Origin of the sequence: Frigoribacterium sp. Leaf164, from assembly GCF_001423665.1 — a bacterium.
GTDB classification, from domain to species: Bacteria; Actinomycetota; Actinomycetes; order Actinomycetales; family Microbacteriaceae; genus Frigoribacterium; species Frigoribacterium endophyticum.
The window spans coordinates 785,567-810,275 of the sequence record NZ_LMOX01000001.1 but is presented as its reverse complement, the minus strand read 5'-3'; the positions used below and the strand labels follow the sequence as shown (position 1 = coordinate 810,275).

Annotated in this window: 23 protein-coding genes, 1 tRNA gene and 1 pseudogene; 9 read left to right on the top strand and 16 right to left on the bottom strand. The window is 72.8% G+C overall.

From position 1 onward, the window contains the following. Window positions 1-34: 34 nt before the first annotated feature. The 10 genes from ilvD to ASF82_RS03595 form a co-directional block, all read right to left on the bottom strand. Window positions 35-1,747 (bottom strand): dihydroxy-acid dehydratase, encoded by a 1,713-nt coding sequence (ilvD, locus tag ASF82_RS03640; RefSeq protein WP_056053492.1) that lies wholly within the window; start codon window positions 1,745-1,747, stop codon window positions 35-37. A gap of 87 nt (window positions 1,748-1,834) precedes the next feature. Then, the gene (gene mnhG / locus ASF82_RS15125; RefSeq protein WP_082514284.1) at window positions 1,835-2,386 is read right to left on the bottom strand and encodes a monovalent cation/H(+) antiporter subunit G; all 552 of its coding nucleotides are present in this window, start codon (window positions 2,384-2,386) and stop codon (window positions 1,835-1,837) included. Beyond that, window positions 2,383-2,646, bottom strand: coding sequence for a monovalent cation/H+ antiporter complex subunit F (locus ASF82_RS03630; RefSeq protein WP_056053489.1), 264 nt, complete (start codon window positions 2,644-2,646; stop codon window positions 2,383-2,385). The genes mnhG and ASF82_RS03630 overlap by 4 nt, the downstream gene beginning before the upstream one ends. Next, complete coding sequence (locus ASF82_RS03625) at window positions 2,643-3,278, bottom strand: Na+/H+ antiporter subunit E (RefSeq protein WP_056053486.1); 636 nt, start codon at window positions 3,276-3,278, stop codon at window positions 2,643-2,645. The genes ASF82_RS03630 and ASF82_RS03625 overlap by 4 nt, the downstream gene beginning before the upstream one ends. After that, a complete protein-coding gene (locus ASF82_RS03620; RefSeq protein ID WP_056053483.1) occupies window positions 3,275-4,873 on the bottom strand; it encodes a Na+/H+ antiporter subunit D in 1,599 nt (532 codons plus the stop codon). Before ASF82_RS03620 ends, ASF82_RS03625 begins: the two co-directional genes overlap by 4 nt. Beyond that, window positions 4,870-5,505, bottom strand: a complete 636-nt coding sequence (locus tag ASF82_RS03615) for a Na(+)/H(+) antiporter subunit C (RefSeq protein WP_056053479.1) — start codon at window positions 5,503-5,505, stop codon at window positions 4,870-4,872. The genes ASF82_RS03620 and ASF82_RS03615 overlap by 4 nt, the downstream gene beginning before the upstream one ends. Then, window positions 5,502-8,468, bottom strand: a complete 2,967-nt coding sequence (locus ASF82_RS03610; protein WP_056055757.1) for a Na+/H+ antiporter subunit A — start codon at window positions 8,466-8,468, stop codon at window positions 5,502-5,504. Before ASF82_RS03610 ends, ASF82_RS03615 begins: the two co-directional genes overlap by 4 nt. Before the next feature lie 175 nt (window positions 8,469-8,643). Beyond that, window positions 8,644-9,462: a trehalose-phosphatase gene (gene otsB, locus ASF82_RS03605; protein WP_082514283.1), complete on the bottom strand. Its 819-nt coding sequence runs from the start codon at window positions 9,460-9,462 to the stop codon at window positions 8,644-8,646. Further along, window positions 9,459-10,964: an alpha,alpha-trehalose-phosphate synthase (UDP-forming) gene (otsA, locus tag ASF82_RS03600; protein WP_056053476.1), complete on the bottom strand. Its 1,506-nt coding sequence runs from the start codon at window positions 10,962-10,964 to the stop codon at window positions 9,459-9,461. The genes otsB and otsA overlap by 4 nt, the downstream gene beginning before the upstream one ends. A gap of 103 nt (window positions 10,965-11,067) precedes the next feature. Beyond that, window positions 11,068-11,838: a fructosamine kinase family protein gene (locus tag ASF82_RS03595; protein WP_156369904.1), complete on the bottom strand. Its 771-nt coding sequence runs from the start codon at window positions 11,836-11,838 to the stop codon at window positions 11,068-11,070. Window positions 11,839-11,855: 17 nt separating this feature from the next. Between ASF82_RS03595 and ASF82_RS03590 the strand changes: the two genes are divergently transcribed. Next, the gene (locus tag ASF82_RS03590) at window positions 11,856-12,851 is read left to right on the top strand and encodes a magnesium transporter CorA family protein (protein ID WP_056053471.1); all 996 of its coding nucleotides are present in this window, start codon (window positions 11,856-11,858) and stop codon (window positions 12,849-12,851) included. 95 nt (window positions 12,852-12,946) lie between these two features. Then, window positions 12,947-13,672, top strand: a pseudogene (locus ASF82_RS16005) (sugar phosphate isomerase/epimerase family protein); the annotation flags it as partial. A gap of 68 nt (window positions 13,673-13,740) precedes the next feature. Here ASF82_RS16005 and ASF82_RS03580 read toward each other — a convergent pair. Next, window positions 13,741-14,895 (bottom strand): SLC13 family permease, encoded by a 1,155-nt coding sequence (locus ASF82_RS03580; RefSeq protein WP_056053463.1) that lies wholly within the window; start codon window positions 14,893-14,895, stop codon window positions 13,741-13,743. 114 nt (window positions 14,896-15,009) lie between these two features. Between ASF82_RS03580 and ASF82_RS03575 the strand changes: the two genes are divergently transcribed. Then, window positions 15,010-15,189: a hypothetical protein gene (locus tag ASF82_RS03575; protein ID WP_056053459.1), complete on the top strand. Its 180-nt coding sequence runs from the start codon at window positions 15,010-15,012 to the stop codon at window positions 15,187-15,189. A gap of 77 nt (window positions 15,190-15,266) precedes the next feature. Here the strand turns inward: ASF82_RS03575 and ASF82_RS03570 are convergent, their stop codons facing one another. Beyond that, window positions 15,267-16,541 carry a mechanosensitive ion channel family protein gene (locus ASF82_RS03570; RefSeq protein ID WP_082514432.1) on the bottom strand — a complete coding sequence of 425 codons (1,275 nt, stop codon included), beginning with the start codon at window positions 16,539-16,541 and terminating at the stop codon, window positions 15,267-15,269. Between the two features lie 61 nt (window positions 16,542-16,602). On the opposite strand from ASF82_RS03570, the gene ASF82_RS03565 reads away from it, so the two are divergent. Continuing rightward, window positions 16,603-17,436, top strand: a complete 834-nt coding sequence (locus ASF82_RS03565) for an alpha/beta hydrolase (protein ID WP_235491150.1) — start codon at window positions 16,603-16,605, stop codon at window positions 17,434-17,436. A gap of 6 nt (window positions 17,437-17,442) precedes the next feature. On the opposite strand, the gene ASF82_RS03560 is transcribed toward ASF82_RS03565, so the two are convergent. Further along, window positions 17,443-17,682 (bottom strand): hypothetical protein, encoded by a 240-nt coding sequence (locus ASF82_RS03560; RefSeq protein ID WP_056053456.1) that lies wholly within the window; start codon window positions 17,680-17,682, stop codon window positions 17,443-17,445. A gap of 253 nt (window positions 17,683-17,935) precedes the next feature. On the opposite strand from ASF82_RS03560, the gene ASF82_RS03555 reads away from it, so the two are divergent. Both ASF82_RS03555 and ASF82_RS03550 read left to right on the top strand, forming a co-directional pair. After that, window positions 17,936-19,477: an amino acid permease gene (locus tag ASF82_RS03555; protein WP_056053453.1), complete on the top strand. Its 1,542-nt coding sequence runs from the start codon at window positions 17,936-17,938 to the stop codon at window positions 19,475-19,477. 108 nt (window positions 19,478-19,585) lie between these two features. Further along, window positions 19,586-20,401, top strand: a complete 816-nt coding sequence (locus ASF82_RS03550) for a hypothetical protein (protein ID WP_056053450.1) — start codon at window positions 19,586-19,588, stop codon at window positions 20,399-20,401. A gap of 319 nt (window positions 20,402-20,720) precedes the next feature. Here ASF82_RS03550 and ASF82_RS03545 read toward each other — a convergent pair. Further along, a tRNA-Lys gene (locus ASF82_RS03545) sits at window positions 20,721-20,793 on the bottom strand. 98 nt (window positions 20,794-20,891) lie between these two features. On the opposite strand from ASF82_RS03545, the gene bcp reads away from it, so the two are divergent. Beyond that, complete coding sequence (bcp, locus tag ASF82_RS03540; RefSeq protein WP_056053447.1) at window positions 20,892-21,362, top strand: thioredoxin-dependent thiol peroxidase; 471 nt, start codon at window positions 20,892-20,894, stop codon at window positions 21,360-21,362. An 81-nt stretch (window positions 21,363-21,443) separates the two neighbouring features. Here the strand turns inward: bcp and ASF82_RS03535 are convergent, their stop codons facing one another. Further along, window positions 21,444-21,953, bottom strand: a complete 510-nt coding sequence (locus tag ASF82_RS03535) for a hypothetical protein (RefSeq protein ID WP_235491149.1) — start codon at window positions 21,951-21,953, stop codon at window positions 21,444-21,446. A gap of 118 nt (window positions 21,954-22,071) precedes the next feature. Here ASF82_RS03535 and ASF82_RS03530 point away from each other — a divergent pair, with 118 nt between their 5' ends. Beyond that, the gene (locus ASF82_RS03530; RefSeq protein WP_056053444.1) at window positions 22,072-22,320 is read left to right on the top strand and encodes a WhiB family transcriptional regulator; all 249 of its coding nucleotides are present in this window, start codon (window positions 22,072-22,074) and stop codon (window positions 22,318-22,320) included. 72 nt (window positions 22,321-22,392) lie between these two features. On the opposite strand, the gene ASF82_RS03525 is transcribed toward ASF82_RS03530, so the two are convergent. Next, on the bottom strand, window positions 22,393-23,886 hold the full coding sequence (locus tag ASF82_RS03525; protein ID WP_056053441.1) for a sensor histidine kinase: 1,494 nt from the start codon (window positions 23,884-23,886) through the stop codon (window positions 22,393-22,395). A gap of 174 nt (window positions 23,887-24,060) precedes the next feature. Between ASF82_RS03525 and ASF82_RS03520 the strand changes: the two genes are divergently transcribed. Beyond that, window positions 24,061-24,612, top strand: a complete 552-nt coding sequence (locus tag ASF82_RS03520) for an Rv3235 family protein (RefSeq protein WP_056053439.1) — start codon at window positions 24,061-24,063, stop codon at window positions 24,610-24,612. The last annotated feature ends 97 nt before the right edge of the window (window positions 24,613-24,709 follow it).

Here is a 24,709-nt window from a genome sequence, read left to right as displayed (position 1 = left end):
GCGCGGGCCTGGTGGAGGCGGCGGGGACGATCGTCTAGTAGGTGACGGCGCCCTCCGCGGCGGAGCGGACCTGGCGCGCGTACTTGGCGAGGACACCGCGGGTGTAGCGCGGGGGAAGAGGAGCCCAGCCGTCGCGGCGGGACTCGAGCTCGGCGGGATCGACGAGTAGGTCGATGGACCGAGCGGCGATGTCGACCCGAATCAGATCACCATCGCGCACGAAGGCGATCGGACCTGCGTCGACCGCTTCGGGAGCCATGTGGCCGATGCACAGGCCGGTTGTGCCGCCTGAGAATCGTCCGTCCGTCAAGAGTAGTACATCTTTTCCGAGCCCTGCGCCCTTGATGGCCGCCGTGATGGCGAGCATCTCGCGCATGCCGGGGCCGCCCTTCGGGCCCTCGTAGCGGATGACGACGACGTCGCCCGCGACGATGCGGCCCTCGGTGAGGGCGTCCATGGCGCCGCGCTCGCGCTCGAAGACCTTCGCCGGCCCCTCGAAGAGCGAGGCGTCGAAGCCGGCCGTCTTCACGACCGCGCCCTCGGGCGCCATCGTGCCGCTGAGCACGGTGAGGCCGCCCGTCGCGTGGATGGGGTCGTCGAGGGTGCGGAGCACCTCGCCGTCGAGGGGGGCGGGCTGGATGTCGGCGAGGTTCTCGGCGACGGTCTTGCCGGTCACGGTGAGGCAGTCGCCGTGCAGCAGGCCGGCGTCGAGGAGCGCCTTCATGACGACGGGCACGCCGCCCATGCGGTCGACGTCGTTCATGACGTACTTGCCGAACGGCTTGAGGTCGCCGATGTGGGGCACGGTGTCGCCGATGCGGTTGAAGTCGTCGATGGTGAGGTCGACCTCGGCCTCGTAGGCGATGGCCAGCAGGTGCAGCACGACGTTCGTCGAACCGCCGAAGGCCATGGCGACGGCGATGGCGTTCTCGAACGCCTCCTTGGTGAGGATGTCGCGCGTGGTGATGCCGAGCCGCAGCATGTTCACGACGGCCTCGCCCGAGCGGTGGGCGAAGTAGTCGCGGCGACGGTCGGCCGAGGGCGGCGAGGCCGAGCCGGGCAGGCTCATGCCGAGCGCCTCGGCGACGCTCGCCATGGTGTTGGCCGTGTACATGCCGCCGCAGGCGCCCTCGCCCGGGACGATCGCGCACTCGATGGCCTTGAGGTCGGCGTCGCTGAGGTTGCCGGCCTTGTGAGCGCCGACCGCCTCGAACGAGTCGATGATCGTGACGTTCTTCTCGGTGCCGTCGCTGAGCTTGACCCACCCGGGGGCGACGCTGCCCGCGTAGAGGAAGACGCTCGCGAGGTCGAGGCGGGCCGCGGCCATCAGCATGCCGGGCAGCGACTTGTCGCAGCCGGCCAGCAGCACCGAGCCGTCGAGGCGCTCGGCGTTCATGACGACCTCGACACTGTCGGCGATGACCTCGCGCGACACGAGCGAGAAGTGCATGCCCTCGTGGCCCATCGAGATCCCGTCGGAGACGGAGACGGTGCCGAACTGGAGCGGGTACCCGCCGCCGGCGTGCACGCCCTCCTTGGCGCCCTGCGCGAGGCGGTCGAGCGAGAGGTTGCAGGGGGTGATCTCGTTCCAGCTGCTGGCGATGCCGATCTGGGGCTTCTCCCAGTCGCCGTCGCCCATGCCCACGGCACGCAGCATGCCCCGGGAGGTGGTGGCTTCGACGCCGTCGGTGACGACGCGGCTGCGCGGCTTGATGTCGACCTCGGGCTGGGTGTCCTTCACTGGCATGGGTCGAGTTTAGGGCCCGCCGCCGTCAGCGACGCCCACGCCCCGGACGGAGGCCTCGGCGGCCCGGCAGGGCGGAGGCGCGCCGGCTCAGTCCAGGCCGGGATCGGCGTCGTGGTGCCGACGCTCCTGGTGCTCGCGCTCCCGCGCGGGGTCGTCGTGCTCCTCGTCGTCGCCCTCCGAGTCGTCGAGCCCGTCGAGCCGCTCGATCTCGACGGCGAGCACGTCGGCCGACCCGACCGGCAAGGTCGAGGTGTCGACGTCGGCGAGGGACTCCCCGTCGCCGACCAGCTCCTCCCCCGCCCTCGCGACGGCGTCGTCGAGCTCGTCGACGACCAGCAGGTCGCGACGCAGGTCGCCGTTGCGGTACCCGGCCCGGCCGATCATGTGCGCGGAGATCGGCGCCGTGAGCATCTGGAAGACGAGGACGACGAGCAGGGAGGCGACGGTCGCCAGGGTGTGCTGGTCGAGCGCGATCGCGGCGAGCATGAGGATGAGCCCGAAGATCTGGGGCTTCGTGGCGGCGTGCATGCGCGAGAGCGCGTCCGGGAAGCGGAGCAGGCCGACTCCCGCCGCGGCGGAGAGCAGGGCCCCGGCGAGGAGGAGGACGGAGCTGGCGACGTCGTAGGCGGTCTGGCTCATGACGGATCCTGCCTCGACACGTAGCGGGCGACGGTGATCGACCCGAAGACGGCGGTGAGCGCGAGGACGATGATGACGGGCAGCGTCCGGGTGTGGTGGCCGGACACCATGTCGGCGGCGAGCACGCAGATGAGGGTCGTGAGCAGCATGTCGCTCGCGATCATGCGGTCGAGGATCGACGGCCCCCGGACGATGCGCCAGACGGAGGCCAGGGCGGCGAAGGCGAACAGGATCCCGACGATCCACTCGACGGCGGTCACGAGGCGGCTCCCTCGTCTTTCTCGTTCACGAGGCGGTCGTGGCCCGTGGGGTCGGTCGCCGGGTCCTCCGTCGCCGGCGTGCCCTCGGCGATGCGCCGCAGGTCGTCGGCGCTGCCGAGGGCCCGGGCGATCCTCTTCTCGAAGCCGAGCACGGAGGCGCGCACCTGCTCGACGCCGTCGGCGTCCTCCACGGCGAGGGCGTGCATGTAGAGGATCGAGCGCTCCCGGTCGGCCTCCACGACGAGCGACCCGGGCACCAGCGAGGCGGCCTCGGCCACCAGGGTCATCACGAAGTCGGAGCGCGTGTGCAGCTGCACCGCGACGATCGCGTTGCTCGTCACGCCGCGGGGCCGCACGGCCTTCCACGCCACCTCGACCGAGGCGACGACGAGGTCGGCCAGGAAGCGGACCACGAAGACCAGGGCCCAGCCGAGGTTGAACCGCCCGCTGAGCTCCACCGGCGGGAGGAAGAAGACGCGCGTCACGAGCAGCGCGACGAGCACCCCGGTGACCGCGGAGAGCACGGTCAGCTGGTTCCAGAGGAACATCCAGAGGACGACGAGCCCGACCAGCAGCGGCAGCTGTCGCAGCAGGCTCCGGCCGACCTCGTGGGCGGAGGGGCGCGGCGTCACGGGGTGCCCTCCTGGTCGTCCGAGGCGGTGTCGCCCTCACCGGTCGGGAAGACGAGCTGCACGTACTCGTTCGAGCCGTACACGCGACCGGCGGCGCGCTCGGCGACGCCGTAGAGCGGCCCGGCCGCGACCGTGAGCACGAGCGAGACGAGCACCATGCCGGCCGTCGCTCCGATCATGGTGCGGGGGTTCGCACGGCGCTTCTGCACGACGGTGCGGCCGGGGGCCTCCTCGAGACGCTCGGTGAGCGGCGACTCGTGGTCCTCGACGTCGGCGCCGGGACGCCAGAAGGCGAGGTTCCAGGCACGCATCAGCGCGTACAGCGTGAGCAGCGACGTCAGGGCTCCCGCGCCCAGCAGGACGTAGACGAGCGGGTCGTGCAGCCGCGCCCCGGCGTCGAAGAGCGCCACCTTGCCGATGAACCCGGAGAAGGGCGGGATGCCCCCGAGGTTGAGCGCAGGGATGAAGAAGAGGACGCCGATGACGGGCGCCGCCTTGAGCAGGCCGCCGAGCCGGAGGACGGAGGCGGTGCCTCCCCGTCGTTCGATCAGCCCCGCGCCGAGGAAGAGGGTCGTCTGCACGGTGATGTGGTGCACCACGTAGTAGATCGTGGCCGCGAGCCCCTCGACGGTGCCGAGGGCGATGCCGAAGATCATGTAGCCGATGTGGCTGACCAGGGTGAACGACAGCAACCGCTTGATGTCGGCCTGGGCCACCGCGCCGAGGATCCCCACCACCATCGTCAGCAGCGCGATGATCAGCAGGTAGACGTTGACGTTGCTCTCGACGAACAGGACGGTCTCGGTGCGGATGATCGCGTACACGCCGACCTTGGTCAGGAGGCCCGCGAAGACCGCCGTGACCGGCGCGGGGGCCGTCGGGTACGAGTCGGGCAGCCAGAACGACAGCGGGAAGATCGCGGCCTTGATGCCGAAGGCCGTCAGCAGCATCACGTGGATGATCGTCTGCACGTCGGGCGGGATCTGGTCCATCTTCTGCGCGATGTCGGCGATGTTCACGGTGCCGAGCGCGCCGTAGATCATGGCGATCGACGCGAGGAAGAGCACGCTCGAGAGCAGGCTCACGACGATGTAGGTGACCCCCGCGCGGATGCGCTGCTCCGTGCCGCCGAGCGTGATCAGCACGTAGCTGGCGATGAGCAGCATCTCGAAGCCGACGTAGAGGTTGAAGAGGTCGCCCGCCGCGAAGGCGTCGAACACGCCGGCGGCGAGGATGAGGTAGGTCGGGTTGTAGATCGACACCGGGGCGTCGCCGTCGCCGTCCGCCGAGCCCTGCCCGACCGAGTACACGAAGACCGCCAGCAGCACGATCGACGAGATGACGAGCATCAGCGCGGCGAGGCGGTCCACCACGAGGAGGATGCCGAAGGGCGCCTCCCACCCGCCGATCTGCACGGCGATGGCCCCGTCGCGGTCGACGACGACCAGCAGGACGACGCTGATCACGACGACGACGGCCAGCGCGGCGATCGACAGGACCGCCTGGAGGCGGGGGCGCCGGGTGGCGATGAGCGCGGTGGCCGCGCCGAGCAGCGGGACGAGCACCACGAGCGGCACGAGGAAGTCGACGTTCACGGTCGGCCTCCCTTCGGCCCGGTCGGGCGGTCGTCGTCGTCGGTGCGGTAGCGGCCCACGTCGCGGGCGCGCTCGGGGTGGAGCGGGTCGTGGTGCGGCGCGTGCTCGGGGTCGGCCAGGGGCACGTTCTCGCGCGGCGCGTGGTCCCACGCGTCGTCGTCGTCGGGGTCGTGCGGCGACTCGGGGACGGCCGCCTCCGCCCGCGAGCCGAACTCCGTGTCGCCCCCGGCCTCGTCGTCCGCGTCGGACTGCTCGGCCTCCTCCTCGGCGGGCACCCCGCGGATGCCGATCTCGAGGTCCTCGAGGTCGTCGGCCACGTCGTCCTCCTGGGCCAGGCGCCAGGAGCGGTAGATCAGGGCGAGGAGGAACGCGGAGACGCCGAAGGTGATGACGATCGCCGTGAGCACCAGGGCCTGCGGCAGCGGGTCGGCGAACGACGACTCCGGCACCTCGCCGTCGGCGATCGGCGCCTCGCCGCTCCGGCCGGACATCACGAGGATGAGGATGTTCGTCGCGTTGCCGACGAGCAGGAAGCCGAGGAGGACCCGGGTCATGCTGCGCTCGAGCATGAGGTAGATGCCGCACGCGTACAGCGCGGCCATCACCACGACGAGGACGAGGGAGACGCTCACGATGCCGCCCCCTGCTTCGTCGTCGCGGTGACCGAGGCGTCGCCCCGGTCGTCTTCTTCTTCTTGACGGTCGACCTCGGCCCCCAGGCTGCGGAGCACGTCGAGGACGAGGCCGACGACCACGAGGTAGACGCCGACGTCGAAGAACGTCGAGGTGACGAACTCGACGTGGCCGAAGAGCGGCAGCTCGCCCTCGACCCAGGTCGAGGTCAGGGCGTCGACGCCGAGGAAGAGCGGGACGACCGCCGTCGCGACGATGACCAGGAGCCCGGTGCCCAGGACCTTGCCCGCGTCGAGGGGCGCGGCGGCCCCGAGCTCGAACCGCCCGCCCGCGAGGTACCGCGCGACGAAGGCCATGCCCGCGACGAGACCGCCCGCGAACCCGCCGCCCGGGAGGTTGTGCCCGGCGAAGAGGAGGTAGATCGAGACCACGACGATGGCGTGGAAGAGCAGCCGGACGACGACCTCGAGCAGGATCGAGCGGTTCTGCGGCGCGAGCTTGCGCCCCGCCAGCAGCCAGGCCCGGCGGTCGCCCTCGACGTCGCTGGTGTCGGCGGCGGTCGCCGAGAGCTGGCCGCCCCCGGGCAGCTCGGGCGCCGCCTCCATCTCGGGCCGGACCCGGGCGAGGAAGCGCTGGGCGCGGCTGCGACGGGCGGGCCGGGGCAGCATGTCGGTGCGCGAGGTGAGGAAGACGAGGCTCGCGACGCCGGTGGCCGCGACGATGAGCACGCTGATCTCGCCCATGGTGTCCCACCCGCGGATGTCGACGAGGGTGACGTTGACGACGTTCTTGCCGTGCCCCCCGGTCACCGCGAGCTCGGGGAACGCGCCGCTGATCGTCGGCATCGACCGGGCGCCGAGGGCGACGACCGCGATGGCGGCCATCACGCAGCCGACCGAGATCGCGATGACCGCCCGGGCGGCTCGGTGGGTGCGACCGTTCCGCTCGCCGAGGCGCGCGGGCAGGCGGCGGAGGACGAGGACGAACGCGATGAGCGTGATGGTCTCGATGAGCGCCTGGGTGAGAGCGAGGTCGGGCGCCCCGTGCAGGGCGAAGAGCGCCGCCATGCCGTAGCCGGTGACGCCGACCAGCACGACCGCCTGGAACCGCTTGTTCGAGCGGGCGGCGGCGACCGCGCCGATCACCATGAGGCCGCCGATGGCCAGCTGGGCCGGGTAGTCCCACAGGACGGCCGCCTCCGGCCAGCTCCTGTTCAGCGAGAGGGTGACGATCGACGACGCCACGAAGACCACGAGGATCGTCGCGAGGTAGAAGGGCAGCGAGCCGCGCTGCGTCGCCGCCGTGGTGCGCGACGCCGTGCTGTCGATGGTCGTCATGATGCGGACGTACCCGTCGGAGGCGCGGGGCATGAACGAGGCCGCCTTCTGCAGGCGGGCGACCGGCTCCCGCTGCCAGAACAGGAGCGCGCCGACGACGAGGGTCAGCGCCGTCAGCCCGAGGGCCGGCTCGAGCCCGTGCCAGAGGGCGAGGTGGTACGGGCCGTGGTCGCTCTCGACCGCGGGGAGGGTGTCGGCGTAGAGCGCGAGGACGGGGTCGAGGGCGCCGGCGGCGGCGCCGAGCCCGAGGCCGAGCAGCGCGAGGACGGCCGGCGAGACGAGGAAGTCGACGTGCTCCTTGACGAAGTCGACGGGCTCGACGCCGGCCTTGCGCGCGAAGGCCCCCCAGAGGAATCGCAGGCTGTAGGCCGTGGTGAGGATCGAGCCCAGCACGACGCCGACGAGGGCGACGACGCCCCAGGCGCTGCCGTGCTCGGCGTCCGAGAGGAGCGCGCTCAGCACGGCCTCCTTCGCGACGAAGCCGAACGTCGGCGGCACGCCGGCCATCGAGGCCAGGGCCAGCACGGTGATGACGAAGAGCAGCGGAGCCTGACGGCCGAGGCCGCTGAGCTTCCGCAGGTCGCGGGTGCCCGCCCGGTGGTCGACGATGCCGACGACGAGGAAGAGGGTGGCCTTGAAGAGGGCGTGGGCGACGAGGAGCGCCAGCCCGGCGAGGGCGGCGTCGCGCGTGCCGTAGCCGACGACGATCGTGAGGAAGCCCAGCTGGCTCACCGTGCCGTAGGCCAGGACGAGCTTGAGGTCGTGCTGGCGGAGGGCCCGGTAGCCGCCGAGGAGCATCGTCACGACGCCGACCGTGACGACGATCTCCTGCCAGCCGGGCGAGTCGTGGTAGCCCGGGGCGAGCCGGGCGACGAGGTAGATGCCCGCCTTGACCATGGCCGCGGCGTGGAGGTAGGCGCTGACGGGGGTCGGCGCCGCCATGGCGGCGGGCAGCCAGAAGTGGAACGGCACGAGGGCGGACTTGCTCAGCGCCCCGACGAGCACGAGCACGACCGCGACGGTGACGGCGGACCCCGTCGGGGGCGACTCCACCAGGCCCTCGAGCGACGAGGTGCCGCCCTCCACGGCCAGGATCACCAGGCCCACGAGCATCGCCAGGCCGCCCGCGGTCGTGACGATCAGCGCCTGGAGCGCCGCCCCGCGGCTCGTCTGCTTGGCCGTGTAGTGCCCGATGAGGAGGTACGAGAAGACGCTCGTGGCTTCCCAGAAGACGAAGAGCACGAAGACGTCGTCGCTCGTCACGAGGCCGTACATGGCGCCCGCGAAGGCCACCAGGATGGCGGCGAAGCGCGGCAGCGACTCGTCGTCGCGGCTGAAGTAGCGCGCGCAGTAGAGCAGCACGAGCGCGCCGACGCCGGTGACGACCAGGGCGAGCACCCACGCGAGCACGTCGACCCGGAGGGTCAGGGAGATGCCGAGCTGCGGGATCCACGGCGCCGACTCGACGACGACGTCGCCGGCGAGGACGGCGGGGCCCTGCGTGGCCGTGTAGACCGCGACGGCGGCCGGGACGAGGGCGGCGACCACGAAGAGGCGCGTGCCGAGTCGGCGGCCGAAGGCCACGACGACCGAGGCGACCGCGAAGGCCAGGAGTGCGACGATCACGCGGGGCACCTCCGTCAGGCTGTCGAGTTCGTCGGTCGCGCCGGGCGGGCGGCGACGAGGAGTCGGGCGGAGAGTCCACCCTACCTGTCGGTCACCTGGGAGGACCGCCCGCGCGACGCGGGGCCACTACGCTGCGCCGAGCGGACAGCCGCGGCCCCTGTCGGGGCGGGCGTCGTCAGGCGTGCCCGAGGTGGTCGCGCAGGTCGGCCAGCTCGGTGAGCAGCCGGGCCATCGCCTCGGCGTCCGCGACGCGGTGCAGCGCGACGGTCTCGGCCGGGCCCACCTTGACGCCGAGGTCGCCGTCGCCCAGCGAGCGCAGGGCGTCCTCGTCGGTGACGTCGTCGCCCGCGAAGAGCACGCCCGTCGCGTCGTAGTGCTCGCGCAGCCGCGCCACGCCGTCGTCCTTGCCGGTGGGCCGCACGGCGTACTCGCGGACGTTCTTGCCCTCGCGCTCGTGCACGCCGGGCTCGTCGGCGAGGCGCTGCCGGACGGCGGCCCGCACCTCCTCCGTCGTGGCGGCGTCGGCGAGGCGCGTGTGCAGGGCGAGCCCTGCGGGCTTCTCCTCCACGTAGACGCCCTCGCGCCCGGCCGCGGCGCCGTGCAGGGCGTCGGAGATGACGGCGCGGCGCGCCTGCTCGTCGTCGCTCAGGGTCGTCGTCTCGCCGTCGATGCGCACCTCGATGCCGTGCGAGCCCACGAGGACGACCTCCTCCGGCACGTCGGCGATCTGGAGCAGCGACGAGATGTCGCGGCCGGAGACGAGGGCGACGGTGGTGTCGCCCATCGCGACCAGCCTGCGGATCGCGTCGACCGACTCCGGCAGGGCCCGCGCCTCCATCGGGGCGTCGACCTCGGGAGCGAGCGTGCCGTCGAAGTCGAGGGCCACGAGGAGGCGCGGAGTCGTCGCGAGACGGCTGAGCGCGTCCGAGAGGGCCCGGTCGGCCTCCCCGGGGCGGGCGTCGCCGGTGCTGCGGGTCTGGTCGTCGGCGCTCACGCGTCGCCCCCCTCGGTCTCGGCGGCGTCCGCCGGCTGCGTGATCTGCTGCCCGGGCCGCACGTTCTCGAGCGCCTGGAGGAACGAGGCGCTCCACGCCTCGACGTCGTTCTCGAGCACGCGGCGCCGGAGCGAGCGCATGCGCGTCGTGCGGTCACGCTTCGGCATCTCGATCGCCCGCATGATGGTGTTCTTGAGCCCGCCGATGTCGTGCGGGTTGATCAGCAGCGCGCTCTTCAGCTCGTCGGCGGCGCCGGCGAACTCGCTGAGCACGAGCACCCCGTCGTTGTCGCGGCGGACGGCGACGTACTCCTTCGCGACGAGGTTCATGCCGTCACGCAGCGCCGTGACGAGCATGATGTCGGCGGCGAGGTACAGCGCCACCATCTCTTCGCGGGGGTAGCCGTGGTGGTGGTAGCTGATGGCGGTGTGGCTCATCGTCGCGTAGTCGCCGTTGATGCGGCCGACCGTCAGCTCGATCTCGTCGCGCAGGGTCTTGTAGGTCTCGACGCGCTCGCGGCTCGGGCTGGCGACCTGCACGAGCGTGGCGTCCTCCACGCTCAGCCGCCCGTCGGCGAGGAGCTCGCCGAAGGCCTTCATGCGGTGCCGGATGCCCTTGGTGTAGTCGAGCCGGTCGACGCCGAGCATCACCGTCTTCGGGTTGCCGAGCCCCTCGCGGATCTCACGGGCACGGGCCTGGATCTCGGGCCGCGCCGCGAGCTCCTCGTAGCTGGCCGCGTCGATCGAGATCGGGAAGTGCTTCGCGAGCACCCGGCGCACCTTGCGGCCGCGACGCGAGACCACGGCGGCCTCGTCGTCGACCGGCACCTCGACGTACGGGCGCGTGGTCGAGTAGCCGAGCAGGTGTCGGACGGCCCGTGAGAAGTTCGACGCGTCGTCGCCGCGCTGGAAGCCGATGACGTCGGCCCCGAGCAGGCCCTCGAGGATCTGCCGACGCCAGGGCAGCTGCGAGAAGATGCCGAGCGGCGGGAAGGGGATGTGGTTGAAGAAGCCGATGGTCACGTCGGGGCGGGCCTCGCGGAGCATCTTCGGCACGAGCTGCAGCTGGTAGTCCTGCACCCAGATCGTGCCGCCCTCCTCCGTGATCTCGGCGGCGCGGTCGGCGAAGCGCTGGTTGACCTGGACATAGGCCTCCCACCAGACCCGGTGGTAGGTCGGGGCGGCGATGACGTCGTGGTACAGCGGCCACAGGGTGTCGTTGCTGAAGCCCTCGTAGTAGCGCTGCACCTCCTCCGCGCTGAGCGGCACGGGCACGATCTCGATGCCCTGGTCGACGAAGGGCTCGAACTCGAGGTCCGGCTGCCCGGCCCAGCCCACCCAGGCGCCGTCGTTCGCGCGCATCACGGGCTCGAGGGCCGTGACGAGGCCGCCGGGCGAGTGCTGCCAGCTGGCGGTGCCGTCGTCGGCGACGACGCGGTCGACCGGCAGGCGGTTCGAGACGACGACGAAGCCGTAGCGGTCGGGCGTGGTGGTGTCAGGCATGGGTGGAGCTCCGTGGGTTCCCCCCGCGTCGACGCAGGGACGGCCAGATTATCAGCGCGCCCCCGCCGGGGATCAGGGTCGTCCCCCGGCTCTCCTCCCCCGCTCAGCCGAGCCGCAGCACCGCCTCCGCCGCCTCGGCGAGCGCCCGGCCGTACGACCGGCCGTGCCCCGCGGCGTGGACGGCGAGGGGGTGCAGCTGGTGCAGGGGCACGCGCTCCCGCCAGCCGGGTCGCAGCGGGGAGCGCTCGTCGTACCCGGCCAGGACGTCGTCGAGGTGCGGGCAGCCGAACAGCTGGAGCATGGCGAGGTCGGTCTCGGGGTGCCCGCCGTGCGCCGCCGGGTCGATCAGCACGACGCCGTCGTCGCCGAACAGGACGTTGCCGGCCCAGAGGTCGCCGTGCAGCCGGGCGGGCCGCGCGCCGTCGTCGAAGGCGCCGGCGGCGACCGCGTCGCAGGCCGTCTCGACCGCGTCCAGCTCGTCGGTGGTCAGGGTGCCCGCGTCGTGGGCGAGGTACGCGAAGGGGCGCACCCGCTGCTCCGCGTAGAAGGCGCCCCACGAGTCGGAGGGCTCGGTCGCCTGGGGGCGACGCCCGATGAAGGAGGCGCCCCGCCAGCCGGCAGGAGGCGCACCGAAGGCGTCGGCGCCCGCCGCGTGCGTGACGCTCAGCGCCGCGCCGAACGCGCGGGCGGCGGCGGGCCCGGGCCGCGCCTCCGGTACCTCCTCCAGCACGATCCGGCCGGGGCCGACCTCGAGGACGCGCGCCGTGCGGACGCCGCCGTCGGGCGCCGCCTCGGCGAGCCAGGCCAGGCCCGCGGCCTCCGCCTCGAAGAAGCCGTCGGGGGCGTCGGGGCGCTGCTTCACGTGCGGGGTCACGGGAATAGCATGCCCCCATGACGACGGCCCCGACCGAGACCCGCACGCCCACGCAGACCCGGGCGTACCGGGACGGGCGGCTCGTCGCGGAGGCGTTCCCGCTGGCCGAGGTCAGCGACCACCTCGAGCGCGACTGCACCGTCTGGGTGGACTTCACCGACCCCACGGCCGACGACCTCGCCCAGCTGGAAAACGAGCTCGACCTGCACGAGCTCGCCGTCGAGGACGCCCTGGTCGGCGGGCAGCGCCCCAAGATCGACCACTACGAGGGCCACCTCTTCGCCGTGCTCTACGACGTGGCCCTCGACGCCCGCTCGGGCGTGCTGACGACGAGCGAGGTCAAGGCGTTCCTGACGCGGCGGGCGCTCGTCACCATCCACCACCCCGAGTTCGACGTCGCGCACCTCGCGGCGACCTACGACCAGAACGTCGAGCTGGCCGCGCACGGCGTCCCCTTCCTGCTCTGGGGCCTCGTGGACAGCGTCGTCGACCGGCACTCGGCCGCGACCGACGCGCTCGACGACGAGATCGAGGGCATCGCCGACGACCTCTTCGACCCGGCACCTCGCACGGTCGACGTGCAGAAGCGGTCGTTCGCGCTGCGCAAGAGCCTCGTGCTGCTGCGCCGGGTGTCGGCACCGATGCGCGACCTCGTCGCCACCCTGCTGCGACGCGACCTGCACGACGTCGACCCCGTGATGCAGCCCTACTTCCAGGACGTGCAGGACCACGTGCTGCGGGTGGCCGAGCAGAACGACAGCCTGCGCGACCTCGTCTCGACCATCCTCGACACGAACCTCGCATTGCAGTCCAACCGCATGAACGACGTGATGAAGAAGGTCACCAGCTGGGCGGCGATCATCGCCGTGCCGACGGCCATCACCGGCTTCTACGGGCAGAACGTGCCGTACCCGGGCTTCAGCCAGGTGTCGGGCTTCGTGACCTCGTGCGTGCTGATCGTGGGGGTGGGCGGCCTGCTGTGGTGGCAGTTCCGGAAGCGCGACTGGCTCTAGCGGCCGCGTTGGCCCGCCGTTCGCCCGACGTTCACGCTCGGCCCCGCGGCGTGGTCACGCCCCGGTCGTAGCCTGGCCGCGTGATCACGGTCGGCATGAGCACGTCCTGCGTCTTCCCGCGACCGGCCGACGAGGCCTTCCGCCTCGCCCGCCGGGTGGGCTACGGCGGCGTCGAGGTGATGGTGACCGCCGACCGGGGCAGCCGCGACGCCTCGCTGCTCCGCGCCTCCGTCGCCCGGTGGGGCCTGCCCGCGCTGTCGGTGCACGCGCCGGTGCTGCCGGCGGCCCACTTCGCCCTGGGTCGCGACCAGCGCGACAAGCTGCTGCGCTCGGCCGAGCTGGCCGCGGAGCTCGGGGCGCCGACCGTCGTCGTGCACCCGCCGTTCCGCTGGCAGCGCCGCATCGCCGCCCGCTTCGTCGAGGTCGTGCGCGACGTGGAGGCCGCGACGGGCGTCGAGCTCGCCGTCGAGAACATGTTCCCGTGGCGCCTCGGCCCGGTCGTCGCCGACGTCTACTCCCCCGGACACGACCCGGTCGGCCTCGACGTGGCGGCGACCACGCTCGACTTCTCGCACGCCGCCGTCGCGGGCCGCGACGCCCTCGACCTCGCGCTGGCGCTCGGCCAGCGCCTCCGTCACGTCCACCTCTGCGACGGCACCGTCTCGGCCCGGCCGGGCGGCCTCGTCGACGAGCACCTCGTGCCGGGCACGGGCACGCAGCCGGTCGCCGAGGTGCTCTCGCACCTGGCCGCCTCCGGCTGGAGCGGCGCGGTCGTCGCCGAGGTGCACGCCGACCGGCGCGGGGCCGGCGAGGAGTCGCTGGTCGACGCCCTCCGCCGCACGCTGTCGTTCGCCCGCGAGGCCCTGCGCGCGCCCCGGGCCGCGGTCGGTCAGGCGACCAGCACGGTCGCGACCACCGCGAGCGGCACCGCCACCACCGCGACGACGAGGCCGCCGAGCACGATGCGCCCCCAGGCGACCTCGACGCCCATCGACGTCAGCCGGCCGTGCCAGAGCAGCGTGGCCAGCGAGGCCCAGGGCGCGACGAGGCAGCCGATGTTGACGCCGATCAGCACGGCGACGAGCCGCAGCGGCGACCCGGCGACCGGCTCGAGCGCGAGGTAGGCCGGCAAGTTGTTGGCGACGTTGGCCGCGACCGCGCTGCCGCCCGCGAGGCGCAGCAGGTCGGGCAGGCCCTCGCCCGACCCGACCAGGGCGGCGAGCGCGTCGGCGAGCCCGAGCGAGTGGGCCGCCTCGACGACGACGAACAGGCCGCTCGCGAAGACGAGCGTGCCCCAGGGCACGAGGCCGATCCGCAGCACGGACGGACGGCGGACGGCGGTGGCGACGACGAGCACGAGCGCGGCGGCCGCGGCGGGGATCCAGACCTCCACGCCCGACACCAGGGCGGGGACGAGCAGGGCCACGGAGGCGGCGGCGACGCCGAACAGGACGCGGTCGGCCGGGGCCTCCGCGGCGGGCGGATCGAAGCGGCCGCGGAGCTCGCGGCGGTAGCGGAGCCCGACGGCGGCGACCGGCACGACGGCGCCGACGACGGCGGCCGGGGCGACGAGCGCCGCGAAGCTCAGGGGCGACGGCGAGCCGAGGGCGTCGAGCGCGAGGAGGTTCGTGAGGTTCGACACGGGCAGCAGCATCGAGCCGGTGTTCGCGAGCCAGACCGTGGTCAGGGCGAAGGGCAGGGGCGGCAGGCCCACGCGCCGGGCGATCAGCACGACCACGGGCGTGAGCAGCACGGCCGTGGTGTCGAGCGACAGGAAGACCGTGCAGACGAGGGCGAGCACCACCACCGCGGCCCAGAGCACGACGACGCGGCCTCGGGCGGCACGGGCGGCGACCCCGGCCAGCCAGGAGAACAGCCCGGCCTCGGCGGCGAGCTCGGAGACGACGGTCAGGGCGACGACGAAGCCGAGCACCGGGGCGACCCGCTCGACGAGCGCCAGCAGCTCGTCTCCGGTGAGGACCCCGGCGACGAGGGCGACGGCCCCGACGACGAGCAGGACTGCTCCCAGGACGGCTGTGCGCACGGGTCTCCTCGGGCGGGACGGGCACGGCACGGGCGCCGGGCAGCTCACCATACACAGCCGTGCCCCTGAGGGCGCCCCCGGGTAGCGTGGAGCCACCGACCACAGGAGAGACCAGTGCGCAAATTCCTTTTCAACGGGGCCATCATCAGCTCCGCCTTCTCGGGCCTCAGCCTCATCAAGAGCCTCGCCGCCGGGCCCCGCGACTGGCGCCTGCTGCTCACCGCCGTGGCCTGGGCGGCCACGACGGCGATCGCGGTGGGCAACGTCGTCGAGGCCTCGAAGTCCGACGACTGAGAGCCCCCGACACGACGAAGGAGGCGCGCCCCGGCTGACCGGGGCGCGCCTCCTTCGTCGTGCGGGCGCCGAGGGGCCTAGCGGTCGCGGCGCCCGTCGCCCCGGCCGTCGGGCCGACCGGCGACGTGCGGGTCGTGCTCGGCCTCGGCGCCGAGGGACGAGGCGTACGGCCGGGGCGCGGGGTCGGCGTCGTGGACGATCGGGATCGGGATGGCCTGCGTGAAGAGCGCCGTGCGCTCGCTGTCGGCGTTCTCGCCGGTGAAGAGCCCGCCGGAGCCGGAGCTCGACGCGGCCGGGCGCCGCGGGCGGACGGGCTCGGCGTCGACCATCTGCACGCGGCTGCGCGGCACGCCCTCGGGGGCCTGGGCGTGCAGCCACGTGACGAGGTCCTCCCGGACGAGGCAGCGGAGGTCGAAGAGCGTGCCGGCGTCCTTCGCCGTCACGAGGACCCGGACGCGCACGTAGCCGCCCGTGGCGTCGGTCACCTGCAGCACCTTCGTGCGGCCGTCCCAGAGGTCGGTGCCCGCGAGGATCCGGTCGAGCTCGGCGCGCATGGCCCCCGTGTCGACGCGCCAGTCGAGGTCGAGCTCGACGGCGCCGAGCAGCTCGCTGGTGCGTCGGGTCCAGTTCTCGAAGGGCGTCGTCGTGAAGTAGGTCGACGGCAGCACGAGCCTCCGGTCGTCCCAGATGTGCACGACGACGTACGACAGCGTGATCTCCTCGATCAGGCCCCACTGCCCCTCGACCACCACCACGTCGTCGATGCGGATGGCGTCCGAGAACGCGAGCTGGATGCCCGCGAAGACGTTCGCGAGGGTCGACTGCGCGGCCAGGCCCGCCACGACCGAGACGAGGCCGGCGCTGGCCAGCACGCTCGCGCCGACCGCCTCGACGCCGGGGAACCCGAGCAGCACGGCGCCGAGGGCCAGGACGACGACGACCACCATGGTGAGGCGGCGGAGGATGAGCACCTGCGTGCGGACGCGCCGGGCGACCCGGTTGTCGGGGGTGTCGACCCGGTAGCGGGCCAGCCCGAGGTCCTCGAAGAAGATCGCGAGCGCGCCGACGAACCAGGCCACGACGACGATGACCGCGCACCGGAACAGCTGCGAGACCGCCTCCTGGCCCGGCCAGGGCGTGCCGAACATGGCGTCGAACGACGTCCGGAGAGCGATCGTCAGGAGCACGACGAGCAGCGTCCACCGGAACGGCCGGCGCATGCGGGCGACGAAGGCGGCCGCCCACTCCTTCCGCTTCGCGACGAATCCGAACACCCAGCCGACGACGGCGGAGACGACGAAGGTGAGCACGACGGCGGCGGCCACCGAGATGACGAGCTGTATCCAAGGCATCCGTCCACCCTGTCGGACCCTTGCCAGCGAGGTCCAGGCGGGCACCCGCCACACTGAGACCGTGAGACAACGCACAGCTTCCCGTCACGACGCCGCCACCCCCTCGACCCCCGCCCGACACCGCAGCCGGGCCCGGCGCGTCGCGAAGGCGATCGGCCTCGGGGCGTTCGCCGTCGTGGTCCTGGTGGCGGTCGGCTTCTTCACGTGGGCGAAGCTGCCCATGTCGGCCACCGCCTCCTCGCTCCGGGCCGTGGCCGACGACCCGCGGGTCGCCGTCACCGACCGCCCCGACCTCGTCGTCATGCGCCCCGCGCAGACCGAGGCCCTCGACCAGGGCCTCGTCTTCGTCGCCGGCGCCCGCGTCGACCCGCAGGCCTACGAGGAGGTGCTCTCCGGGCTGGTCGCGACCGGCGTCACCGTCGTGATCGAGCGCCCGGTGCTCGGCTTCGGTCTCTTCGACTGGCGGGGCCTCGACCACTTCACGGCCGCGGCCCCCGAGGTGACGAACTGGGCGGTGGGCGGGCACTCGCTCGGCGGGGTGCGCGCCTGCGGCTACGCGGCGGACGACCCCTCGGTCGACGGCCTCGTGCTGTTCGGCTCGTACTGCGCGACGACCGACCTCTCGGGCGACGACGACCTGCCCGTGCTGAGCCTCTCCGGCAGCGACGACGGCCTCAGCACGCCCGACGACGTCGAGCGGTACCGCGACATGCTGCCGGCCGACGCGACGATGGTCGAGATCGACGGCTCGAGCCACGCCCAGTTCGGCTCCTACGGCGAGCAGTCGGGCGACGGCACGCCCGCCCTGACCGACGAGGAGGCGCGGGCCAGGATCGACAGGGAGCTCACCTCGTTCTTCGCGACCGTGGGCGACGGCGCGCCCGCGGGCGGCTGACCCGGGTCAGACCGAGCGCTTGCGGAGGCGGAGCGCCTCGAGGGCGAGGCCCTGGCTGATGTAGCGGCCGAGCTCGTCGGCCCAGCGCGGGTCGGTGCCGCGGAGGGCCACGTAGGAGTCGCGGTCGGACCTCACGAAGCCGAGCACGCGGTCGGGGGTCGAGACCTGGACGAGGTCGGGGGCGATCGACCGGGTGAGGATGCGGGCGCTGCGACGGAGGGGCTCGATGCTGGTCGTCGTGCTCACGGGTGGTGCCTTCCTGCGGCTCGGGCGCTGCCCGGCTCGGTGGTGCGGATCGTTCGGCGCCGCCCCCGGTGGGGGACGGCCAGGAGTGACGCTACCCGCGCCTCCCCCTCCGGGCCCTGGTGTTCCGCTGTGCGTCGTCGGTGGTCTCACTGAGGCGACACCGGGAGCGGGGTACACGGCGGCTCCACGACCGTCGACCCGGCCCGACGTCACGGACGTGCAGGGGGCGTACGTCACGCTCTAGGGTCGATATATGACCACTCCCCGCGACCACGACGGCGACTCCACGACCGAGCACGTCCCGCAGGACTTCAGCCACGAGCAGGCTGGGTTCCAGCACGGGCTGAAGCCCCGGCAGCTGCAGATGATCGCGATCGGGGGCGCCATCGGGACGGGGCTCTTCCTCGGAGCCGGCGGCCGCCTCGCGAACGCCGGCCCGGCCCTGGCCGTCGTGTTCGCGATCTGCGGCGTGTTCGCCTTCTTCATCCTCCGGGCCCTCGGCGAGCTGGTCCTGCACCGTCCGTCGTCGGGGTCGTTCGTGTCGTACGCCCGCGAGTTCTTCGGCGAGAAGGCGGCCTACGCGGCGGGGTGGATGTACTTCCTCAACTGGGCGATGACGGCCATCGTCGACGTCACGGCGGTGGCCCTCTACCTGCACTACTGGAGCGCGTTCACGTCGGCGCCCGACTGGCTGCTGGCGCTCGTCGCCCTCGCGGTAGTGCTCTCGGTCAACCTCCTGGCGGTCAAGGTCTTCGGCGAGATGGAGTTCTGGTTCGCGATCATCAAGGTCGCGGCGCTCGTGGTCTTCCTGGTCGTCGGGGTCGTCTGGCTCGCCGCCTCCTTCCCCGTGACGAACGGCGGCGAGGCCGTCGACACGGGCTGGTCGGTGATCGCCGCCAGCGGCCTGCTGCCGAACGGCCTGCTGCCCGCCGTCATCGTCGTGCAGGGCGTGGTGTTCGCGTACGCGGCCATCGAGCTGGTCGGCACGGCGTCGGGCGAGACCCAGCACCCGGAGAAGGTGGTGCCCCGCGCCATCAACACCGTCATCATCCGCATCGCCGTCTTCTACGTCGGCTCGCTCGTGCTGCTGTCGCTGCTGCTCCCGTTCACGGCCTACCGGGCCGGCGAGAGCCCGTTCGTCACGTTCTTCAGCAGCATCGGCTCGCCCGAGATCGGCGAGGTCGCCGGCTCGATCATGAACTTCGTCGTCGTCACGGCCGCGCTCTCGAGCCTCAACGCAGGCCTCTACTCGACGGGTCGCGTGCTGCACTCGATGGGCATGAACGGCTCCGCACCGAAGTTCACGACCGTCATGTCGAAGGGCGGCGTGCCGTTCGGCGGCATCCTCCTCACCGCCGGCATCACCCTGCTGGGCGTCGGCCTGAACGCCGTCGTCGGCGCCAGCGCCGCCTTCGAGATCGTGCTCAACATCGCGTCGCTCGGCATCCTGACCGCGTGGGGCACGATCATCCTCTGCCAGATGCGGCTGCGGCAGTGGGCGCGGCAGGGCAAGGCGAAGGAGCCCTCGTTCCGGCTGCCGGGCGCGCCGGTCACCAGCTGGCTGACGCTCGCCTTCCTGGTCGCCGTCCTCGTGCTGATGGCGATCGACTGGCCGATCGGGTCGCTCACGGTGGCGTCGCTCGTGCTGATCATCCCGCTGCTCGTGCTGGGCTGGTACCTGCAGCGTGACCGCATCCTCGCCGCCGCCCGCCTCCGCGAGGGCATGACCGGGCCGTACCCGGTGACCGGGCGCGACGCGGCTGCGCAGCACCCGCGCGACGACGACGGGGCCTGAGGGCCGGCACTCCACACCTCCACGGGGCTGCCCACCCGCGGGCGGCCCTCCTCCCCCTCCTCCCCCAGGATGACGACACCGACGGTCCGGTCGCCCTACCGTCGTCCCGTGACCGAGACCACGCAGGGCCGCCTGATCGATCCCGTCGAGTCGACGCTGGTCTCGCCCGGGTCGGGCGTCGTCGAGGGCCTGCTCGCGCGGACGACGTCGGTGCGCGACGGGGCGGCGACGGTCGCCCTGGCCACCGGCACGGGCTGGTCGCTGGTGCACGCGGTCACGACGTCGTGGGGGCCGTTCCTCCGGGAGCGCGCGCTGCAGCACGAGCTCAGCCACTTCGGGCCCTTCCTCGACCCCGGGGTCGTCCTGGCGCTGCTGTGGGTCGCCGCCGTGGCGGTCGGCCTCGCCGGCCGGTGGGGCATCGCGCGAGGCTGGCTGGCCGCCTCCCTGCTGCTCTGCCTCGTGCTGCCCGTCACGGGCCGTGACGGCTTCGACCTGGGCTGGGACGGCCCGACGAGCACGACGCTGGGGTTCGTCGGAGCCTGCGCGATCGTGGCGATGGTCGGCACGCCGCGGTCGCCCCGGCTCGTCGTCGGGGGCACCGTCACCGTCGCGGTCCTCACCGCCGCCGTGGCCGTCGCCCACGGCCTCGGCCAGACCGCGCGGGGCTGGTTCTGGTCCGGCCCGCTCCAGGCCGCCACGCTCCTCCTGCTGATGCTCGCGGCCCTCCTCGCGGCGGCCGTCCTCGCCCGTCGTCGCCGCGCCACCGCGGCCGCGGTCGTCATCGTCTCGCTCGTCCCGTGGGCCGCCGTCTACGCCGTCGACGTCCTCGCCGCCTCCCAGGACCCGGCGTCACCCCTCCCCACCGCTCTCCTCGCCGCAGCTCTCCCCCTGGCGGCCCTCCTCACCCCCCGCCCCGCCCCCTGACCCGCGCCGGGCCCGGCCGCCCCCGGAACGAGCGAAGCGACGTTCCCCCCGCTCAGGCGCGCGAAGCGCCGCCGCCCCCGGAACGAGCGAAGCGACGTTCCCCCCGCTCAGGCGCGCGAAGCGCCGCCGCCCCGGAACGAGCGAAGCGACGTTCCACCCCGGCGCGCGCAGCGCCGCCGCCCCGAGCCACAGCGACCTGGCGGGTCAGACCCCCGCCCCGCCCGACGACGAGCCGCGTGTCCGCGGAGCGGACAGAAGCGTGGAACGCGAGATCCCCCGCTGCCCAGCGAAGCGGGCACACGGGGGATCAGATATCGCGTGCACCCCCTCGGACTTGAACCGAGAACCCACTGATTAAGAGTCAGTTGCTCTGCCAATTGAGCTAGAGGTGCGTGCTGCGGGACGTTCCGCAACGAGGAATGACTCTAGCATGTCCGGAGACCCCCTGAGAACCACCGGCACGCCCGTCGTGCCGCGAGATCGGAGAAGCATGTCCACCACGCTCGAGAAGGGCGCCTCGGCGCCGTCGTTCACCCTGCCCGACGAGTCGGGCGCGCCGGTGTCGCTGTCCGACTTCGCGGGGCGCCGGGTGATCGTGTACTTCTACCCGGCGGCGTCGACGCCGGGCTGCACGACGGAGGCCTGCGACTTCCGCGACAACCTGAACTCGCTCGCCTCGGCGGGCTACCAGGTGCTCGGGGTGTCGAAGGACGAGCCGGAGGCGCTGCGCCGGTTCAAGGACGAGCAGGGCCTGACCTTCCCGCTGCTGAGCGACCCGGAGCTGACCGTGCACCAGGCGTACGGCGCCTACGGGGAGAAGAACAGCTACGGCCGGGTCGTCACGGGCACGATCCGTTCGACGTTCGTGGTCGACGAGGACGGTGCGGTCGAGCTGCCGCTGTACAACGTGAAGGCGACGGGCCACGTGGCGATGCTCCGCCGGAAGCTCGGCATCGACTGACCGACGGCCGCGTCCCACGACGAGGCCCCGTCCGCGACCGCGGGCGGGGCCTCGCGTCGTCAGCACGCGTGCGGGGGCGCGTCAGTACGCGTGCGGAGGCGCCTCGTCGCGGATGGACGTCTGGGCGACGACGCTCGGCACGAGCAGCAGGACGACCACGACCACCGCGGGCACGATCAGCCAGAGGCCGACCGCGGCGTTCGCGAAGACCCCCTGGAGGCTGCCGACGCCGACGGCGATCTGGAGCACCTGCCAGACGATCGCCGCCCCTCGGATCCAGGCCCGGCCGCGCAGCACCCCGACGACGACGGCCCCCAGCCAGACGGTGGCCAGGAGGGTGAGGACGAGGATCGCAGTGGCCGAGGCGTAGGAGTCGGGGCGCACGGTGACGAGCTCGATCAGCAGGTAGGCGGTCGCCACCCCGAGCAGGGCCGTCTCGGCGGAGAGCAGCAGGACGAGCAGCCAGAGGAGAGCGCTCCGCCGCGGCCTCGCGGACAGTTCTGTCTCGTCGTCGGGCTCGGTGTCGCGGGCGTCGGTCACGCTGGGGCCTCCATGAAAATCCTTGATCTGGCTCCCCCAGTATGCGAGCATATTCGAGGTCGAAGTGACGGGCACATGGTGGTGCGCGCCTCCCGAATTCTCATCTTTCCCCCATCCGGAACCTGGTGCTTCGACGCGCCGGTCCAGCATTTAAAAGGAGTACCCATCGATGGATTGGCGTGACAAAGCCGCGTGCCTGACAGCTGACCCCGAGCTGTTCTTCCCGGTCGGCAACACCGGCCCGGCCGTCGACCAGATCGACAAGGCGAAGAGCGTCTGCGGTCGCTGCACCGTCACCGAGACCTGCCTGCAGTACGCCCTCGAGACCAGTCAGGACTCGGGCGTCTGGGGCGGCCTCAGCGAGGACGAGCGCCGGGCGCTGAAGCGCCGCGCCGCTCGCGCCCGCCGCGCCAGCTGACCGCTCAGCACAGCACGCACGACGAAGCCGGCCCCCGAGGGGGCCGGCTTCGTCGTGCGTGGGGCCGGGGCGCTAAGCCTGGGTGAGCCACCGGAACGGGATCTCGATGGTGACCTCGGTGCCGCTGCCGACCAGCGTGTGCCAGTCGATGGTCCCGCCGAGCTCGCCCTGGATCAGGGTGCGGACGATCTGCGTGCCGAGGCCCGAGCCGACCTTGCCCTCGGGCAGGCCCACACCGTTGTCGCGCACCTTCACGGTGAGCTGCTCGTCGTCGCGCTCGGCGACGATCTCGACCTCCCCGTCGCGGCCGTCGAGGCCGTGCTCGACCGCGTTGGTGACCAGCTCGGTGAGCGCGAGGGCGAGCGGGGTCGCGTACTCGCTCGGCAACGCGCCGAAGCTGCCCGTCAGAGTCGGCCTCACCGTCGTGTTGTGGCTCGAGGCGACCTCCGCGATGAGCATGAGCACGCGGTCGAAGACGGTGTCGAAGTCGACGTTCTGGCTGAGGCCCTCGGAGAGGGTGTCGTGGACCACCGCGATCGACGCGACCCGTCGCATGGCCTGGGTCAGCGCCTCGCGCGCGACGTCGGTCCGGGTGCGGCGGGCCTGGATGCGGAGCAGCGAGGCCACCGTCTGCAGGTTGTTCTTGACCCGGTGGTGGATCTCACGGATCGTGGCGTCCTTCGTGATGAGCTCGCGCTCCTGGTGGCGCAGCTCGGTCACGTCGCGGCAGAGCACGATGGCCCCGACCCGCTCGCCCCGGTCACGGAGCGGGATCGCCCGGAGCGACACGGTGACGCCGCGGGCCTCGATGTCCGTCCGCCACGGCGCGCGGCCGGTGACCACGAGCGGCAACGACTCGTCGATGACGAGCTTGCCCTGCAGCAGCCCGGTGGTGACCTCGGCCAGCGACTCCCCCTCGAGCTCGCCGGCGAACCCCATCCGGTTGAAGGCCGAGAGGCCGTTCGGGCTGGCGAAGGTCACGAGGCCGTCGACGTCGAGGCGCAGCAGGCCGTCGGAGGCGCGGGGGGCACCGCGACGCGGCCCGGTCGGTGCCCCGAGGTCGGGGAAGTCGCCGGCCGCGATCATCGAGAAGAGGTCGTTGGAGCACTGGTTGAAGGTCAGCTCCTGGCGGCTGGGGGTCCGCGCCTCGCTGAGGTTGGTGTGGCGGGTGATGACCGCGATGGGAGCGTCGGTGACGTCGGGGCGGCTCGCCCCGAGGCGACGGAGCACAGGGACGGCGCGGACCCGCGTCGGGGTCTCCTCGTACCAGTCGGGCGCGGCCGAGTCGACGATGCGGGTCGTGGTGAAGGCCTGCTCGATCTGCGTGCGCCACTCCGGGCGGACCTCCTGGCCGACGAAGTCCCGGTAGAACAGCGTCGCCGAGCTCGACGGGCGAGCGTGGGCGACGGCGACGAAGCTGTCGCCCTCCGTGGGCACCCAGAGCACCATGTCGGCGAACGCGAGGTCCGCGAGCAGCTGCCAGTCGCCGACGAGGAGATGGAGCCACTCGACGTCCGCCTCGGTGGAGCGGCCCTGGGCGAGAACGAGATCACTGAGCGTCGACACCGCCCCAGTCTAGGTCGACGTGCGAGACGGCCCCTGCCCCTCCCCTGCCGGTGGGCAGACCCGATTGTCCACAGGCCGGCCACGGCCCTGTCGTGACATGGAGGACATGTCATATGTTGAACGCGAGTAGTCACCGAAACGACGACGAAGTCCCCCGACGAAAGTCCGAGCCTGATGCCCGTCCCTGCCGTGGCCGCCGCCACCGATCCCGTCCCGGACGACGAGCGGGCCGATGCAGGAGGCCGCCGCCTCCACGCCGTCACCGGCACCGAGCACGCGCCGGTCACGACGACCGACGCGACGCCCGACGCTCCCCCGGCACCGCGCCTCCTGCACGCCGTGGACGACGCCCCTGCGGCCGCCCGTGGTCCCGCGGCGCCGCCCAGCCTGCCCGACGCCGCGGTCGCCGCGGAGGGCCTGGCACGGTGCGTCCTCGAGATCCTGGCCGGTGCACGCGACCTCGACCAGGTCTCCCGGTGGGTGAACGGCGAAGTGTGGGCCGTGCTGCAGAAACGGGTCCGACTCGCCGCCCGCGCCCGCGAGGCGAGCGGCGTCCGGAGCCAACGGCCCGTGTTCCGGGTGGGCCGTGTCCACGTCAGCGAACCCGCCCCGGGGGTCGCCGAGACGGTCGTCGTCGTGCACGGGCGCGCCCGGACCAGGTCGGTGGCCATCCGTCTCGAGACGACCGGCCACCGGTGGCGCGCGACGGCCCTCCACGTGCTCTGAGCGCGACGCCCCGGCAGCACGGCCGGGGCCCCGTTCCGAGACGACGAGAGCCCGGACGACGGTCAGCCCGGACGGCGAGGGAGGCCGGGCGCGGACC